Origin of the sequence: Bifidobacterium pullorum subsp. gallinarum, assembly GCF_000741215.1 — a bacterium.
Classification (GTDB): domain Bacteria; phylum Actinomycetota; class Actinomycetes; order Actinomycetales; family Bifidobacteriaceae; genus Bifidobacterium; species Bifidobacterium pullorum_B.
In genome coordinates, this window is the sequence record NZ_JGYX01000002.1 from 136,737 (window position 1) to 152,859 (window position 16,123).

At 65.8% G+C, this 16,123-nt stretch carries 13 protein-coding genes and 2 tRNA genes; 1 reads left to right on the top strand and 14 read right to left on the bottom strand.

Annotated elements, in window-relative coordinates; translation table 11 throughout:
* Positions 1–24: 24 nt before the first annotated feature.
* The gene (locus BIGA_RS02845) at positions 25–696 is read left to right on the top strand and encodes an O-methyltransferase (protein WP_033506086.1); all 672 of its coding nucleotides are present in this window, start codon (positions 25–27) and stop codon (positions 694–696) included.
* A gap of 59 nt (positions 697–755) precedes the next feature.
* On the opposite strand, the gene BIGA_RS02850 is transcribed toward BIGA_RS02845, so the two are convergent.
* From BIGA_RS02850 to pflB, 14 genes are all read right to left on the bottom strand, one after another.
* Positions 756–1,571, bottom strand: coding sequence for an LOG family protein (locus BIGA_RS02850; RefSeq protein WP_161786254.1), 816 nt, complete (start codon positions 1,569–1,571; stop codon positions 756–758).
* Positions 1,564–2,949, bottom strand: a complete 1,386-nt coding sequence (locus BIGA_RS02855; RefSeq protein ID WP_081929381.1) for a Na+/H+ antiporter NhaA — start codon at positions 2,947–2,949, stop codon at positions 1,564–1,566. Before BIGA_RS02855 ends, BIGA_RS02850 begins: the two co-directional genes overlap by 8 nt.
* A 169-nt stretch (positions 2,950–3,118) precedes the next feature.
* Positions 3,119–4,294 (bottom strand): MalY/PatB family protein, encoded by a 1,176-nt coding sequence (locus tag BIGA_RS02860; protein WP_033506084.1) that lies wholly within the window; start codon positions 4,292–4,294, stop codon positions 3,119–3,121.
* A gap of 182 nt (positions 4,295–4,476) precedes the next feature.
* Positions 4,477–4,553, bottom strand: a tRNA-Arg gene (locus tag BIGA_RS02865).
* Between the two features lie 26 nt (positions 4,554–4,579).
* Positions 4,580–4,653 (bottom strand) — tRNA-Arg (locus BIGA_RS02870).
* Positions 4,654–4,720: 67 nt separating this feature from the next.
* On the bottom strand, positions 4,721–6,055 hold the full coding sequence (gene clpX, locus BIGA_RS02875; RefSeq protein WP_033506083.1) for an ATP-dependent Clp protease ATP-binding subunit ClpX: 1,335 nt from the start codon (positions 6,053–6,055) through the stop codon (positions 4,721–4,723).
* A gap of 105 nt (positions 6,056–6,160) precedes the next feature.
* On the bottom strand, positions 6,161–6,862 hold the full coding sequence (locus BIGA_RS02880) for an ATP-dependent Clp protease proteolytic subunit (RefSeq protein WP_033506082.1): 702 nt from the start codon (positions 6,860–6,862) through the stop codon (positions 6,161–6,163).
* Positions 6,863–6,881: 19 nt separating this feature from the next.
* Complete coding sequence (locus tag BIGA_RS02885; protein ID WP_129238298.1) at positions 6,882–7,493, bottom strand: ATP-dependent Clp protease proteolytic subunit; 612 nt, start codon at positions 7,491–7,493, stop codon at positions 6,882–6,884.
* A 120-nt stretch (positions 7,494–7,613) separates the two neighbouring features.
* Positions 7,614–8,891 (bottom strand): chloride channel protein, encoded by a 1,278-nt coding sequence (locus BIGA_RS02890; RefSeq protein ID WP_051917043.1) that lies wholly within the window; start codon positions 8,889–8,891, stop codon positions 7,614–7,616.
* A 102-nt stretch (positions 8,892–8,993) separates the two neighbouring features.
* Positions 8,994–10,364: a trigger factor gene (gene tig, locus BIGA_RS02895; RefSeq protein WP_033506080.1), complete on the bottom strand. Its 1,371-nt coding sequence runs from the start codon at positions 10,362–10,364 to the stop codon at positions 8,994–8,996.
* Positions 10,365–10,417: 53 nt separating this feature from the next.
* Complete coding sequence (locus BIGA_RS02900) at positions 10,418–11,701, bottom strand: HRDC domain-containing protein (RefSeq protein ID WP_033506078.1); 1,284 nt, start codon at positions 11,699–11,701, stop codon at positions 10,418–10,420.
* Positions 11,702–12,298, bottom strand: coding sequence for a DUF3000 family protein (locus BIGA_RS09685; RefSeq protein WP_034259637.1), 597 nt, complete (start codon positions 12,296–12,298; stop codon positions 11,702–11,704). It abuts the gene before it with no gap.
* Between the two features lie 76 nt (positions 12,299–12,374).
* Entirely contained in the window at positions 12,375–13,256 is an 882-nt protein-coding gene (gene pflA, locus BIGA_RS02910) for a pyruvate formate-lyase-activating protein (protein WP_033506074.1), read from the bottom strand.
* A gap of 281 nt (positions 13,257–13,537) precedes the next feature.
* Positions 13,538–15,913 carry a formate C-acetyltransferase gene (gene pflB / locus BIGA_RS02915; protein ID WP_033506073.1) on the bottom strand — a complete coding sequence of 792 codons (2,376 nt, stop codon included), beginning with the start codon at positions 15,911–15,913 and terminating at the stop codon, positions 13,538–13,540.
* Positions 15,914–16,123: the final 210 nt, after the last annotated feature.

Sequence of the window (16,123 nt, forward strand, 5' to 3'; positions counted from 1 at the left end):
CCATCGACATTCAAAGGCGGAACCATGAACAAGACGTCATACACGAATCTGGCCAAGGTCTGGCAGTTCGTCGAGGATCGCGCATTCTCCCGGCAGTCCCCCGATCTCAACGAGGTGCGCACGGCCGTGGAGCACGAGGGCATCCCCCAGGGGTCGGCGGCGCAGGCCGAACTGCTCTCGCTGCTGGTGCATGTGCTCGACGCCTCCTCGATCATCGCCATCGGCACCGCGTCGGTGGTCGAAACGCTCCAGCTCATCGACGGTTTGGAGGGGCGCGGCCAGCTGACCGCGGTGGATTCCTCCACGGAGGGCATCGCGCTGATTCGCAAGCTGTTCGCGGGGCTGTCGGACCGCACCCAGACCACGCTGCGCGCCGTCAGCGCCCCCGTGGGCACCTATCTGCCGAGGCTGAACGCCGGGGACTACGACCTGATTGTGGTCGCCGGGGACGCGTCGAACTACGCGCCCGCCTTCGAGCACGCCTCACGGGTGCTGGGTGAGCATGGCGTCATCGTGTTCACCGACGTCATGGCCTTGGAGGATCCCCACGCCAATGGCGGCGTGCCCAATCCCGCCGACCGCGGCGACAAGGCCTTGGCCATGCGCGAACTGCTCGACGCCGTGCAGTCGGATGAACGCTTCCGCTCCACGCTCACCCCGTCCGGCACCGGACTGCTGATCGCCGTCAAGCGCTGACCGATCGGCTCCGGCAAGACAGAGTCTGGCCGGATGGCTGACCGTGGCCGTGGCCACGGTCAGCGTATGGTGCTCGTGGCCACGGCCACGGCCTGTTCCGGATCATCGGTCAGCGTCACCAGTTCGGGGTCCAGCGGCGAGATCATGCCGCGCGGCTCCAACGTGCCGGTGATCCAATCGAACAGGCCCTGCCAGTACGACGTATCGAACAGCACCACGGGCGTGGGCTCCACCTTGTGCGTCTGCACCAGCGTCAGGAGCTCAAACATCTCGTCCAGCGTGCCGAACCCGCCCGGGCAGATGATCACGCCGGACGAGTACTTGACGAACATGGTCTTGCGGACGAAGAAGTACCGGAAGCTCATGCCCAGGTTCACCCATTCGTTGATGCCCTGCTCATGCGGCAGCTCGATGCCCAGCCCCACGGATTTGCCGCCGGCCGCGGCCGCGCCGCGGTTGGCGGCCTCCATGATGCCCGGTCCCCCGCCGGTGATGACGGCGATGCCGCGTTCGGCGATCAGGGCGCCCATGCGTTGCGCCGCACGGTAGGCCGGATCGCTGCGTTGCGTCCGCGCCGAACCGAACACGGATACCGCGGGTCCCAGCTCGGCCAGCGCGCCGAATCCGTCGACGAACTCGGCCTGGATGCGCAGCACGCGCCAGGGATCCATATGCAGCCAGTCGGTGGACTGCTCCGCCTTCAACAGGTTGGCGGTGGTGCTGTCCTGCGGGATCATCGGACCGCGCAGGATGACGGGACCACGGTGATAGGTCTCGCTGAACGGCGGTGCGTCGATGTCGCCGGCGGCGGGGTCGACCTGCCGGCGGCGGATCAGGTCCTCCGGGTCCACCGGCTGTGTTGTGGGGTCAGTCATCCTCGGTCTCCTCGCTCTCCTCGTCGTCGATATGGTCGTGCCAGACGAGTTCGGATTCGTCCGGTTGGGGTTCCTCATGCGCGGCGACATTGCCGCCGATCGTGCCGATCGCGGCGTGCGCCGCGGCCCGTTCGCGCTCGTACCGTTTGGATTGCAAGCTGAGCAGCACGCCGGAGATGGCCGCGGCCACCAGGGAGGCCATCAGCACGCCGAACCGGCTTTCCGCCGACAGCTCGGCATCCGTATAGGCCAGCGAGGCGATGAGCAGCGAGACCGTGAAGCCGATGCCGCAGGCGCAGGCCGCAGGGAACATGTCGCGCACGCGCAGACCCTTGGGCATGCTCAGTCCGCCGGGATGGGTGGACAGCCAGGCGGTGGCCATGATGCCCAACGGCTTGCCCACCACCAGGGCCGCCACGATGCCGATGACCACCGGCGAGGTCAGCAGCGCGGGGCTGAGCGTCTCGAAATGCACGCCGGCGGCGAACAGCGCGAAAACCGGCAGCGCCACCAGCGACGAAAGCGGTTGGAGCTTGACGCAGTAGCGTTCGGCACGGGGCGAGGCCTCGCTGTGAATCGGATGCGCCGGGGTCAGCAGCCCGACCAGCACACCGGCGAGCGTGGGATGGACGCCCGCCTCGAACATCATGATCCACACCAGGACGCCGACCACGGCCACCACCAGCCACGGCACGCGCTTGCGCCGCACCAGATACCACCAGACCAGGGCGCACACGCCGATGCCGACGAACCAGTACCAGGCCTCCAGCGAGGAGAAGAACACGGCGATCAGGATGATCGCCAGCAAGTCGTCCACGGTGGCCAGCGTCATCAGGAACGCGCGGATCGACCCGGGCAGGGCCTTGGCGAACAATGCGAGCACGGCCAGGGAGAACGCGATGTCGGTGGCAGTGGGGATGGCCCAGCCCTGGGCCAGCTCGTCGAACCCGAACACCGCGCCGGAGGCCACAGTGGCCTCGCCGACGGCGGGTGGGCCGAACCGGGCGTAGAGCTCCACCACGGTCAGGAACAGGATCGGCGGCATCACCATGCCGCCCACCGCGCACAGCATCGGCACAGCGGCGGCCTTCGGGTTGGCGAGCGAGCCTGTGGTCAGCTCCTGTTTGAGGTCCAGCCCCACGGTCAGGAAGAAGATGGTCAGCAGACCATCCTGCGCCCAGTGCCCCAGCGGCAGGTCGATGTCGGTGCCGGGAATGCCCAGATGCGTTTCCGCCACGGTCTCGAACAGGTGGGCCGTGGCCGGCAGATTCGCCAGGACCAGACCGAGGATGGCGCAGCCGAGCATGATCAGTCCGCTGATGCGATCCGACGCCGCGATTCTGCGAATCGCCGCCCATGCCCTTCGACGTGCCGTCATGCCGCGCTCCGTTCCATCCATACGAATCAGTTGCCGGTATCATTCTACCGGCCTCGATGGTGTTCGTCCGGGACAACGGGCGGACCGCCCCCTCATCGTCGGGAGGCGGTCCCGCATACGGACTCCGGGTGCACGTCGGCCCACGGGTCCAAAGATGGTCGCCGCCGGGTCAGCGGGCGGCCAGCGCGTCGCCCATCCGGCCGAGCGCCCGTTCCAGCAGGTGCTTCGGGCAGGCCAGGTTCACGCGTTCGAATCCGGCGCCGGCGGTGCCGAACATCTGCCCCTCATCCAGATAGACGCGGGCCTTGTCGCGCATGAAGGAGCACAGCGCGTCGGCGTCGGCGAAGCCCAGGCTGCGGCAGTCGAGCCATCCCAGGTAGGTGCCCTCCGGCTCGATCAGCGTGGTGCCGGTGGCATGGGCGAAGTCGCGCAGCAGCGCCAGATTGCCCTGCAGCACGCCGATCAGCTCGTCCAGCCACGGTTCGGCATGGTTGTAGGCCGCCTGGCAGGCCACCAGGCCGAAGTGGCTGACGGTCAGACCGGCGATGTTCTCGGCTGCCACGTCGAAGGCGCGCTTGAGTTCCGGGTTCGGGATGATGACGTTGGAGCACAGCAGGCCGGCCAGGTTGAAGGTCTTGGTGGGCGCGGTGAATTCCATGCAGTGCATGGCGTAGCGCTCCCCCAGGGTCGAGAACATCGTGACCTTGTGGCCGGGGTGTTCGAAGTCGGCGTGGATCTCGTCGGACAGGATCGTCACGCCGTGCTCGATGCAGATGTCCGCCAGGCGGCGCAGTTCGTCGGCGCTCCAGACGCGGCCGACCGGGTTGTGCGGGTTGCACAGCATGATGGCGGTGCAGCGCGGGTCGGAGGCTTTGGCCTCTAGGTCCTCGTAGTCCATCACGTAGCGGCCGTCCTCAAGCTTCAGCGTGTTGTCCAGCAGGGTCAGGCCGTTGTTGCGGGCGGCGGCCACGAACGGCGGGTAGGACGGGCTCTGTACGATCACGCTGTCGCCGGGGCGGGTCACGGCGCGCAGGGCCGTGTTGACGGCCGGCATGACGCCGTCGGAGAGCGTGACCCATTCGGGCTTGATGTCCAACGCGTGGCGGCGCCGCATCCAGCCCACCAGGGCATCGAAATACTGGTCGGTGGCGTAGTCGTAGCCGAAGATGTCATGCTGGGCGGCGTGGACCAGCGCCTCCACGATTTCGGGGGCGGGCTTGAACTCCATATCGGCCACGGACAGGGCGATGACATCCTCATTGCCCGGCCCCATATCGGTTTCGATCATATGCCACTTGGACGAGGTCGTGCCCCTGCGGTCCACCAGCGTCTCGAAATCGTACATGCGTCACTGCTCCTTGTCGGTCGCTCATAGCGGAAGTCACAAACGACACCATGATACCGCGTGTCTGGTTCTCTCCCGTGACCGTGATGTATCGTGCCGAACGAACCATAGGCACTCACCGGCGACGCCGGGCAGTATGGGCGGGGATACGAAAAAAGCGGAGCGATGACGCTCCGCCGTTGTGGTGCGCGAGACAGGATTCGAACCTGCGACCTGCTGATCCGTAGTCAGCTGCTCTAATCCGCTGGGCTACTCGCGCATGCCGCCACATGCATGACGGCTGAGTGCGCGAGACAGGATTCGAACCTGCGACCTGCTGATCCGTAGTCAGCTGCTCTAATCCGCTGGGCTACTCGCGCATGTTGTCTTTGCGGCAACTCGAAATAAGTTACACCCATGTACTCCGATATGCAAATCGGCGTGTCGTCACGCCGCCCGCCGCTTCGGGATCTCCTGCGTGGCGGCGCGCACCAGCTTCGGTTCGCTCTCGCCGCGCACCGACGCCGCGTCCACCACCACCTGGGTCACATCCTCCATACTCGGCAGCAGGAACATCGTATGCTCCAAGGTCTTCTCGATAATCGAACGCAGCCCGCGCGCGCCGGTTCCCCGCTGGATCGCCGTCGCCGCGATCTGTTCGACGGCCTTCCGGGTGAACACCAGCTCCACGCCGTCCACGGCGAACAGCTTGCGGTACTGTTTGGTCAAAGCATTGGCGGGTTGCGTCAGCACATCGGCCAGATCGGTTTCGGTCAGGTCCTTCAGCACGCTCACCACCGGCAGACGTCCGATGAATTCCGGCAACAGCCCGAACTCAGCCAGGTCGTCGGCCGTGACCTGCCCCAGCAGCTCGTCGGGTGTGGCCTCGTGCTCGTGCCAGGAGGCGCCGAACCCGCTCTCACGCGTGCCCAGACGCCGCGCCACGATGTCGGTCAGGCCGACGAACGCGCCGCCGCAGATGAACAGGATGCCCCGCGTATCCAACTGGATGGTCTCCTGTTCGCGGTGCTTGCGCGTGCCCTCCACCGGCACGGAGGCGATGGTGCCCTCCAGGATCTTCAACAACGCCTGCTGCACGCCCTCGCCGGACACGTCGCGGGTGATGGAGGTGTTCTCCCCCGATTTGCGGGCGATCTTATCGATCTCGTCGATGTACACGATGCCGTGCTGCGCGCGGCTCACGTCGCCGTCCGCGGCCTGCAGCAGCCGCTGCAGCACGGTCTCCACGTCGTCGCCCACGTAACCGGCCTCGGTCAGCGTGGTCGCGTCGGTGATGACGAACGGCACGTTCATCACACGGGCCAGCGTCTGCGCCAGATAGGTCTTGCCCACGCCGGTCGGCCCCATCAGCAGGATGTTCGATTTGGCCACCTGCACATCCGCCAGCGGGTCGGCGACGCGCCACGCCCGCACCGGGGAGCCATCCTTGCCAGCCCCCAGCTCGTCGGCGGCCTCGCGCAGCTCCATATTGACGCGCTTGTAATGGTTGTAGACGGCCACGGACAGCGTCCGCTTGGCGTCCTCCTGGCCGACGACGTACCGGTCCAGGTACGCGTTGATCTCCACCGGCTTCGGCAGCGTCAGCGCGTTGACGTCGGCATCGTGGTGCCGCTCCTCGGAGATGATGTCCACGCATAGCGCGATGCATTCGTCGCAGATCGAGGCACCGGGGCCGGTGACCAGCTTGCGCACCTGATGCTCGGTCTTGCCGCAGAATGTGCAGCGCGGCACATCCTCGTTGTAGCTCACCACGCGTCCCATGCAGTTCCTCCGTTCCGACGCACCATACAACGGATGCGCCCCCTACCGAGGATACCTGCCGGCTCCTCGGGCGGGGGCGCACTCATGTAAAGGTCATGCGGACATTCACGAACGGTGTTCGAGCACCTCGTCCACAATGCCGTATTCCTTGGCCTCGGGGGCGGTCAGGAAGGTGTCGACCTCGATGTCCTTGCGGATGCGTTCGACGTCCTGGCCGGTGTGCTTGGCCAGTGTGTTCTCCAGCCATTCGCGCATGCGCAGCATCTCGCGGGCCTGGATCTCGATCTCCGTGGCCTTACCGAAGCCCTGGTCGATGGCCGGCTGGTGGATGAGCACACGCGCGTTCGGCAGAATCAGGCGCTTGCCCTTGGCACCGGCGGCCAGCAGGATGGCGGCGGCCGAGGCGGCCTGGCCGAGGCAGACGGTCTGCACGTCGGGCTTGATGTACTGCATCGTGTCATAGATGGCGGTCATCGCGGTCATCGAACCGCCCGGCGAGTTGATGTACATCATCACGTCACGGTTCGGGTCCTGGCTTTCCAGCACCAGCAGCTGGGCCATGATGTCGTCGGCGGCGGCGTCATCCACCTGCACGCCCATGAAGATGATGCGGTCCTCGAACAGGCGGGTGTACGGGTCCTGGCGCTTGTAGCCGTACGGGGTCTTCTCCTCGAACTGCGGCAGGATGTACCGGTCCTGCGGCGCGAAACGCGCGTCGCGGACGGAGGACGGCACGAATCCGACCACGCCCCTCGCCCCGGCGAGACGGTCGGCGCGGGCCGCGAACTTCGCTTCTTCACTTGCCATTGCTCGTCTTTTCCCTTCCTCAGTCGGCGTTGATGGTGTCCGGCGTGGTCACGATCTTGTCGACGAAACCGTATTCCAACGCCTGCTGCGCGGTGAACCAGTGGTCGTACTCGTTGTCGCGGTAGATCTCCTCCACCGTGTGACCGGTCTGTTCCGCGGTCAGCTCGGCGAGCGTGCGCTTCATATCCATGATCAGTTCGGCGTTGATGCGCACGTCGGTGGTGGTGCCGCCGATGCCGCCGGACGGCTGGTGCATCAGCACACGGGCGTGCGAGGTCAGATACCGCTTGCCCTTGGCGCCGGAGCTCAACAGGAACTGGCCCATCGAGGCGCACATGCCCAGACCCACGGTGGCCACATCGGGCTCGATCAGCTGCATCGTGTCATAGATGGCCATGCCGGCGGTGATCGAGCCGCCCGGCGAGTTGATGTACAGCCAGATGTCCTTCTTCGGATCCTCGGCGGCCAGCATCAGCATCTGGGCGCAGATGCGGTTGGCCATGTCGTCCTTGACCTCCTCACCCATCCAGATGATGCGGTCCTTGAGCAGACGGTTGAAGATCGGGTCGACGGGCCCGGCAGGCACGTCCTCGCCGGCCATGACCGGCGATGTTGCAAGCAGATTGCTCACCATGTCTCCTTCACAATTAGTCGTGATGTTCTTCAGCCTACCGCCTCGAATCGACGGCCCGCGGCTTTTGCGCGGAACGCATAGCGCGCCGCCGCGGCGCCCGGTAACCGGCACGCGATGTCAGGCGTGCACGGCCGGCTTCGGACCGGCGGCACCGGCGCGATCGAGTCGCGCGCCGAGCCATTGGGCGCACACCGTGCTGGCCGCCACCGCCAGGCACACCGGCACGAACAGATTCAGCGGCGCATCGGTCAGCTCCATGACCAGGCACATGGCCATCAACGGCGCCTGCTGCGAGGCGGACAGCAGCGCACAGGCGCCGATCAGCGCGTAGACGCCGATCGAATTGGTGCCGAAGCCCTGCAACCAGAGGATCCCCAGCACCGCGCCCAACGTGGCGCCCAACGCGATGCCCGGGGTCAGCACGCCTCCGGAGGCGCCCGAGCGAATCGTCAGCAGCGTCATGACGCCCTTGACCACGCAGGATACCAGCAGCACGCCGATCAGCGCCCAATCGCAGTCGCCGCCGAACCCCATCTGCGCCGTGGCCCGGCCGTTGCCCATCACCTGCGGCACCCAGATGGCCACCACGCCGGTTATCACACCCGCCAGCGGCAGTTGCCAGAGTATCGCGTTGCCCGTGGCGTGGTGCCGCTCGGCCCAGGACGAGCCGAATCGGAACACCGCGCCCGCAACGCCGCACACCAGGCCCGCGACCAGCGCGAACCCCATCAGGTCGGGCGTGAACAGCCCGCTGGGCTCGCCCATGTCATAGAACGTGTGCGTGCCCTTGATCAGCGTGCCCACCCATGCCGCCACGGTGGAGCAGGCGAACGCATAGGCCACGGTCCGCAGCGTCACGTCGGCCAGCAGGATCTCCACGGCGAAGAACGCACCGGCCAACGGCGCGTTGTACACGCCGGCCAGACCCGCGCCGGCTGCGACCGCCACAATCGTGCGGGTGTCGGCGGCGTTGAGCTTCAGCCAACCCGAGGCGCGTTGGCCGGCCAGCGCGCCGAACTCGCGCGGCGCCACCTCGCGCCCGATCGACATGCCACAGCCGACAATCAGGATCTGCAGCAGCACATGCACGATGGTCTGCCACCACGGCATCCCCTCGCCCGCCACCGCCTTGGTCACCGAGGGCACCTTGGCGCTGCGGGTGCGCAGCAGCCACCAGATCACCGCGGCGAGGGTCGCGCCGACAATCACTGACAGCGCGCGGCGCCACGACGGCGTGGCGAACGGTCCGGGCTGTTCGGGACTCTCCACGAAGCCCAGCGCCACATGTTCGATGCCGTACAACATCAACGTCAGCAGACCGGCCGCAACGCCGATGACCACGCCCAGCCCCAGTACCGCCGCGATCATCGCCACCGCACGTCGACGTTCACTCATCGCACACTCCCTCCGCCCCAACGATTGTGGGCTGGAACCGGCGCAACCGGTTCCAGCCCACAATCATCGTTATTCAGACCCTTGCCACGGCAAGGTCACAACTCACTCGGCGTCCTCGGCCTGGGCGAGCTCGTCGGCCACGGCGGCAGCGGCGGAGGCGGCCTCAACGGACTCGGCCTCCTCGTCCTCAGCCACGTCACCGAGGAAGGAGCTCAGATCGAGCACCTCGCCCTCGCACTTGAAGGTCACGGCACGCATACCGGCCAGCAGACCCTTCGAACGGCCGACCTCCTCCACGGCGGAACCCAGCTGGCCGTTGCGGATGATCGCGTTGATGAACGCCGACGGATCCATGCCGTACTGCTGGGCGATGGAGGCCAGGAAGTTGGTCACATCCATCTGGGAGACCTTGACGTCCATCTTCTCGGCCAGGGCATCGAGCACCATCTGGTCGCGCAGCTCGTTCTCGGCGGCCTCCTCGGCCTCGGCCTTCTGCTCCTTGGTGGCCTGCTCCGGATCCGGGGTCATGCCCTTCAGGTGCTGCTCGGCGGCCTCGGCCTTGACGCCCTTCGGCACCGGGATCTCCAGGCCTTCCTTGAGCTTGGCGATGAACGCGTCACGGGCCTCGGTGGCCTGGCGGCCTTCGGCGTCACGCTCGCAGGCCTTGCGGATATCGGCCTTCAACTCGTCGAGGGTGTCGAACTCGGAGGCCTCCTGGGCGAAGTCGTCGTCCAGCTCCGGCAGCTCCTCGGCCTTGACCGAGTTGACCTTGACCTTGATCTGGGCCTTCTCACCCTCGTGCTCGCCGGCTTCCAGCGTGCCCTCGAAGGTGGTCTCCTCGCCGGCGGACAGGCCGTCCAGGGCCTCATCCAGGCCGTCGAGCATGGTGTTGGAGCCGAGCTCGTAGCTCACGCCCTCCTGGGAGTCGACGGTCTCGCCGTCGATTTCGGCCACGAGGTCGATGTTCGCGTAGTCGCCCTTGGCAGCCGGACGATCCACACCCACCAGGGTGCCGAAACGCTGGCGCAGGTTCTCCAGGCGGCGGTTCACGTCCTCATCGGTGATCTCGGCCTTCGGCACGTCGATCTCCATGCCGTCGAGCTCCGGGAGCTCGATGTCCGGACGGCGCTCCACGGTGGCGACGAATTTGAGCTTGGTCTCGTCCTTGGCCGACGTGGGGACTTCCTGCACGTCGATCTCCGGCTGGGCCATCGGACGGATCTTCTTCTCCTCGAGCGCCTTGGAATACAGCTCCGGCACACCGTTGTTCACGGCCTCGCCGGCAACGGCGGCGAAACCGATGCGCTGGTCGATAATCTTGCCCGGGACATGGCCCTTACGGAAGCCGGGCACGGTGACCTGCTTGGCGATCTCCTTGCGGGCGGCATCCAGATACGGGTTGAACTCCTCGGGATCGACGGTGATGGTGAGCTTCACCTTGGTGGGCTCGAGGTTCCTGACGCTGATTTTCACGCTTGCGCTCCTGTGAAATATTCGTATTCGTTATTCCTGCCGTTAGGCAACCGTTACATGATAGCGCGACTCACGGACGCTGCGATCAGCGACACCTGCCACGGGCGGGCGCCCTGCTGCGTCAGGAATTCGGCGACGTCGCGGCCGCCTGGGTCATCGGTCCAGCACAGGTTGCGGATGATCTGCGGCTTGACAATCATCTCCGCGGGGGTCCTGGTGTCCTCGGCGATCTGGTTGATCACATGACGTACGGCCTGCAACCGCTCATACCGTTCGGGATGCCTGATGGACCAGACCTTCATCGATCGGGGGGCGTTGGCCTGGGAGTCGGCGGGCGCCGGCGGCATGGACGGCCACTGGTCGGCGGGCAGCGCCAGCGCCTGCTGGATCACGGTCTTCCAGACATTCGGCTTGACGGCCCGCTGGATCGGCGCGTAGCGTTCGAACATCTTGTCCTGCTCTCCGCCGGTATGCATGCGCACCCGCTCGTTCAGGGAACGGATCAGCCGGAACTCCCTGGCATTGCGGGGTTTCCTCTGCGCCGCCTCGATGATCGCCGCGTCGGACAGCAACAGACCCGGCGCGATGTCGTACCGCCGCGCCAGACAGTCGCGTTCCTCCCACAACGCCTTCGCCACGGCCAACCCCCGACGGTCGCGGCTCAACGTGGTGATGCGCGAGATCCGCATCCACGGCACCGGATGCCCGGCACGCGGCCGCACCCCCTCACGGAGCGTGTACGCGAACTCCTGACGGGCCCATTCGTCCTTGCCGTGCCGTTTCAGCTCCTCAAGCAGCAGCCGTTCGAGCTCGATGAGCAGTTCCACATCCAACGCCGCGTAATTGCGCCAGTCGCGGGGCAGCGGCCGGTACGACCAGTCGGCCGCCGAATGCTCCTTGGCCAGCGTGATGCCCAGGTAATGCTCGGTGACCGCGGCCAGGCCGAAGCGGTGCAGTCCCAGCAGGCGCGCGGCGATCTCAGTGTCAAACAACGCCTGCGGCTTCAGACCGATCTGCGCGAATCCCGGCAGATCCTGGACGGCGTCGTGGATGATCCACGTCGCTTCCCCCACGGCGTCGTTGAACTCGTTCCAATCGACCCCCGTCTGCGTCAGCGCCACCGGGTCCAGCAGACCGATGCCAGCCCCTTCGCGTTTGAACTGGATCAGCCAGTCCTCATGCCCGTACCGGAAGCCCGACGCGCGCTCGGCGTCGGCCGCCAGCGGACCCGAGGCCTCACGCAGCCGGCTGCAGTACCGTCGGTATCCGGACGGGGTGTCGATGATGTCGGGAACGCCGTCTCGCGGTTCGGCCTGCAACCTCGGTTCCCTATCCAATCACGGTCCTTCGCCATCGTCCACCGATGCGCGCAGGAACTGCGCCCACACCGACACCTGTGCGCCGGCATCCGCGCCTTCCGGCGACACCGACGGCGTCCATGATACGCGCATCTCGCACCCGGCGTGTGGCTCGGACTCCATATCGCCGAACGACGTGTTCCGCGTCACCGTCACCGTGCCCCGGACGCCCTCCGGATCGACGGCGTCCAACGCGTCGAGCATATCCTCCCAATACATCGACGGCGTCAGGCAGTCGCGCTCGTTCTCGTCCAACGGCAGCCGGGCGAACGCCACGCATCGCCATTGCGAGATCCAACCGCGGCGGCCCTGCGCCGCATACAGCACCATGATCCAGCCGGTCGCCGTGCGGGATGGGGGTTCGTCGGACGAATCGTATTCCAGTTCCACGCCGATGCCGAAGTCGGCCAACGTGGACGGCACCGGAATCTCCCGATACCGCATGCCCGCCATATGGGGCATCGCACGCACGGTCTGGACGGCGTGCCACACCACGTCGGGCACGCCTTCGGGGCGCGGCACTCCCCCACGTCCGTCCTCGGACGGCGACGCCGGGAATGCATAAATGTCCGCCATGATTCAAGGCTACGGGCTCATCGCCGGATTCGTGGTATCACCACGCGCACGGATGCCGGCGGTTCACTGGATTCGGTCAGTACACCACGAAGCCGTGGGACTCGAACTGCTCCTTGACCCGCGTCTTGAGCTTGGCCGAGGGGCCCTTGGCGTCCTCCAGCGGGTACGGGATGCGCAGCTCATGCCACTTGGGCCGGCCGAGCTGGTGGAATCCGAGCACGTCGATATGCTCGATGGCCTCGCCGAAGGTGTCGCAGATCCTGGCTACGTTCTCCACGTTCTCCTCGGAGTCGGTCAGGCCGGGCACCAGCACGAAGCGTACCCAGATCTTCTTGCCGGCCCTGGCCAGACGCTGCCCGAACTCGATGGTCGGCGCGAGCAGGCCGCCGGTGACCTTGCGGTAGGTCTCCTCGTCGCCGGATTTGACGTCGATCAGGCACAGGTCGATGTCCTCGATCATCTCGTCGGTGTAGTTGCGGTTGAGGAAGCCGGAGGTGTCCAGGCAGGTGTGCACGCCCATCTCCTTGGCCGCGCGGAACACGCGGGAGACGAAGGCCGGCTGCATCATCGACTCGCCGCCGGAGAACGTGATGCCGCCGCCGGTGGCCTTGAACAAATCGGCGTAGCGTTCGACCTTCCTGATCATGGCCTCCAGGTACACGGGCTGGCCGTCGCGCATCTTCCAGGTGTCGGGGTTCTGGCAGTACTGGCAGCGCAGCGGGCAGCCGCTCATGAACACGGTCATGCGGGTGCCGGGACCGTCCACGGAGGTGTTGATGTCCCACGAGTGCACGAAGCCGATATCGCCGGTGCGCAGCGCTTCGATGCGGTCGCGGCGGTCCAGGCCGATCGGCGATTCGAAGCCCGACAGGCCGCCCATCAGCGTCTGGCTGGCATACTGCTTGGAACGCTTCAGCATATGCCGGGTAGTGGTGCGGAACTCGGTGGTTTCAGACATCCTCGTCCTCCTTCTGCCGCGTGGCGTGGCGCACGCATTCGACTGTACTGATTGCCATCGTAGGGCCTGGCCCCCACGGACACGCGGTTTTCCGCTGTGAGGTGCGTCACGTGTCTTCGGTTCCCTCCCGCGGCACCACACGCCACGTCCCCGCATACGCCACATCCCACGTACGACACTTCCTCACTGAAAGCGAGCCGGCACGGGATACGAAAAGGCGGGGCCCTCCGAAGAAGACCCCGCCGGACCGTTCAGCCGTTCACACGGTGCAGGTCATCGACTCAGTCGACGACGGCACCCTGGTGGAACGTACGGGAGATCACGTCGAGCTGCTGCTCCTTGGTGAGCTTGACGAAGTTCACCGCGTAGCCGGAGACGCGCACGGTCAGGTGCGGGTACTTCTCCGGATGCTCGACGGCGTCCTCGAGCTGCTCCTTGCGCAGCACGTTGATGTTGGCGTGGTACAGGCCGTGGCCGTTGCCCGCGTCCAGGATGCCGACCAGGTTGGTGATGCGCTCATCCTCGTCGCGGCCCAGGCCGTCGGGGGTGATCGTGTTGGTCAGCGAGATGCCGTCCAGCGCGTCGTTGTAGTCGATCTTGCCGACCGAGAACATCGACGGCAGCATGCCGTGGGAATCCATGCCGTTCTCCGGGTTCGCGCCCGGGGCGTACGGGGTGCCCTTGGCATGGCCGGACGGGAAGGAACCGGTGTTCTTGCCGTACTCGACGTTCGAGGTGATCGTCAGGATGGACTGGGTCGGGACGGCGCCGCGGTAGACCGGCAGGCGCTTGATCTGGCCCATGACCGTGGAGACGACCCACTTGGCGATGTCGTCGGCGCGATCGTCATCGTTGCCGTAGACCGGGAACTCGCCCTCGGTGCGGTAGCCGACCACCAGATCGTCATCGGCGCCCTCGACATACTCGTACTCGTGGCCGGGCATGTCCTTGGCGTCCTTGTTGTAAATCGGGTAGACCTTGGCGTACTTGACGGCGGACAGCGAGTCGGCGGCGATGGACAGACCGGACATGCCGCAACCCAGGGTGCGGTACACCTCCTTGTCGTGCAGGGCCATCTCGATGGACTCGTAGGCGTACTTATCATGCATGTAGTGGATGATGTTCAGCGCCATCACGTAGGTCTCGGACAGCCACTCGAGGGCCTTCTCGTAGTTGTTCTTGACCTTCTCGTAATCCAGCGTGCCATCGGCCTCGGGCTGGATCGGATCGATCACGCCCTTGTCGATGACCTGCATGCCGGTCATCTCGTCACGGCCGCCGTTGATCGCGTACAGCAAGGCCTTGGCGGAGTTCACGCGGGCGGCGAAGAACTGCATCTGCTTGCCGACGCGCATCGGGGACACGCAGCAGGCGATGGCCGCGTCGTCGCCCCAGTGGCCGCGGATCTCCTTGTCGGACTCATACTGGATGGCCGAGGTGTCGATGGAGATCTTGGCGCAGAAGCGCTTGTAGCCCTCCGGCAGCTTCGGATCCCAGAAGATCGTGATGTTCGGCTCCGGGCCGGGTCCCAGGTGCTCGAGGGTCAGCGTGTTGAGCAGACGGAACGAGGTCTTGGTGACCATGGTGCGGCCGTCGTCGCCGAAGCCGGCGTCGGACCAGGTCGCCCAGTACGGGTCGCCGGAGAAGATGGCGTCATAGTCCTTGGTACGCAGGAAGCGGACGATGCGCAGCTTCATGACGATGTTGTCGATGAGCTCCTGGGCACCGGCCTCGTCCAGCGTGCCGTTCTTCAGGTCACGCTCGATGTAGATGTCGAAGAAGGTCGAGTTGCGGCCGAAGGACATGGCGGCGCCGTCCTGGCTCTTGACCGAGGCCAGGTAGCCCATGTAGGTCCACTGCACGGCTTCCTGCGCGGTCTGGGCCGGGCGGGACAGATCCAGGCCGTACTCGTTGCCGAGGTTGATCAGCTTCTTCAGGGCCTTGATCTGCTCGTCGTGCTCCTCGCGGAAACGGATCCAGTGCTCGATCTCCGGCTCGGTGAAGTCGTTGCGGTACGGCACGGAGTCCTTATCGCGCTGCTTGAACTTGATCAGGGCGTTCACGCCGTACAGGGCCACGCGGCGGTAGTCGCCGATGATGCGGCCACGACCGTAGGCGTCCGGCAGACCGGTGAGGATCTTGTTGTGGCGGGCGACCTTGATCTGCTTGGTGTACACGCCGAAGACGCCATCATTGTGGGTCTTGCGGTACTTGGTGAAGATCTTCTTGATCTCCGGATCCGGCTCCTTGCCGGCCTCCTTGATGGCCTGCTCGACCATGCGCCAGCCGCCGTTCGGCATCATCGCACGCTTGCAGGGAACGTCGGTCTGCAGGCCGACGATCACGTTGTCCACCTCAGGGCTGTCGATGTAGCCGGCCGGGAAAGCATCGATGTCGGCCGGGGTGTGGGTATCCACGTCGTAGACGCGCTGCTTGCGCTCCACGGCCAGGTAGTTGTCGTCGAGATACTGCCACAGATGCTTGGTCTTTTCGGTCGCACCGGCAAGGAAGGACTCATCGCCCTCGTACGGCGTGTAGTTCTTCTGAATGAAGTCACGCACGTCGATATCGTCCTGCCAATGGCCGCCTTCGAAGCCGTCCCACGCCTTGGCGTTGAGCTCCTCCGGGGAGACCGCGGTTGCATCAACTGCTGTCATATCCACTCCTTCTGGGTGATCGTCGGCGACGCATCGTTACGCCGTCGTTGGTTCCTCATTGTAGCCGCAGCCGCCTGAAAACAAGCTGGGACGCGACGTGAGCTACATCACATTTTCGTTACCGTTCACATAACCGCGGTCGGAACGCGGCGGGCCGCCGTGCCCGACCAAGGACACGGCGGGCCATACCACGCTCCGTCACCCGTCACC

What these genes read in the sequence shown, in the direction of transcription:
- pflA (WP_033506074.1), bottom strand. Translation starts at nt 13,256, where the DNA reads ATGTCTGAAACCACCGAGTTCCGCACCACTACCCGGCATATGCTGAAG.
- BIGA_RS02860 (WP_033506084.1), bottom strand. Translation starts at nt 4,294, where the DNA reads ATGTACGATTTCGAGACGCTGGTGGACCGCAGGGGCACGACCTCGTCC.
- BIGA_RS02845 (WP_033506086.1), top strand. Translation starts at nt 25, where the DNA reads ATGAACAAGACGTCATACACGAATCTGGCCAAGGTCTGGCAGTTCGTC.
- BIGA_RS02855 (WP_081929381.1), bottom strand. Translation starts at nt 2,949, where the DNA reads ATGACGGCACGTCGAAGGGCATGGGCGGCGATTCGCAGAATCGCGGCG.
- pflB (WP_033506073.1), bottom strand. Translation starts at nt 15,913, where the DNA reads ATGACAGCAGTTGATGCAACCGCGGTCTCCCCGGAGGAGCTCAACGCC.
- BIGA_RS02880 (WP_033506082.1), bottom strand. Translation starts at nt 6,862, where the DNA reads ATGGCAAGTGAAGAAGCGAAGTTCGCGGCCCGCGCCGACCGTCTCGCC.
- clpX (WP_033506083.1), bottom strand. Translation starts at nt 6,055, where the DNA reads ATGGGACGCGTGGTGAGCTACAACGAGGATGTGCCGCGCTGCACATTC.
- BIGA_RS02890 (WP_051917043.1), bottom strand. Translation starts at nt 8,891, where the DNA reads ATGAGTGAACGTCGACGTGCGGTGGCGATGATCGCGGCGGTACTGGGG.
- BIGA_RS09685 (WP_034259637.1), bottom strand. Translation starts at nt 12,298, where the DNA reads ATGGCGGACATTTATGCATTCCCGGCGTCGCCGTCCGAGGACGGACGT.
- BIGA_RS02850 (WP_161786254.1), bottom strand. Translation starts at nt 1,571, where the DNA reads ATGACTGACCCCACAACACAGCCGGTGGACCCGGAGGACCTGATCCGC.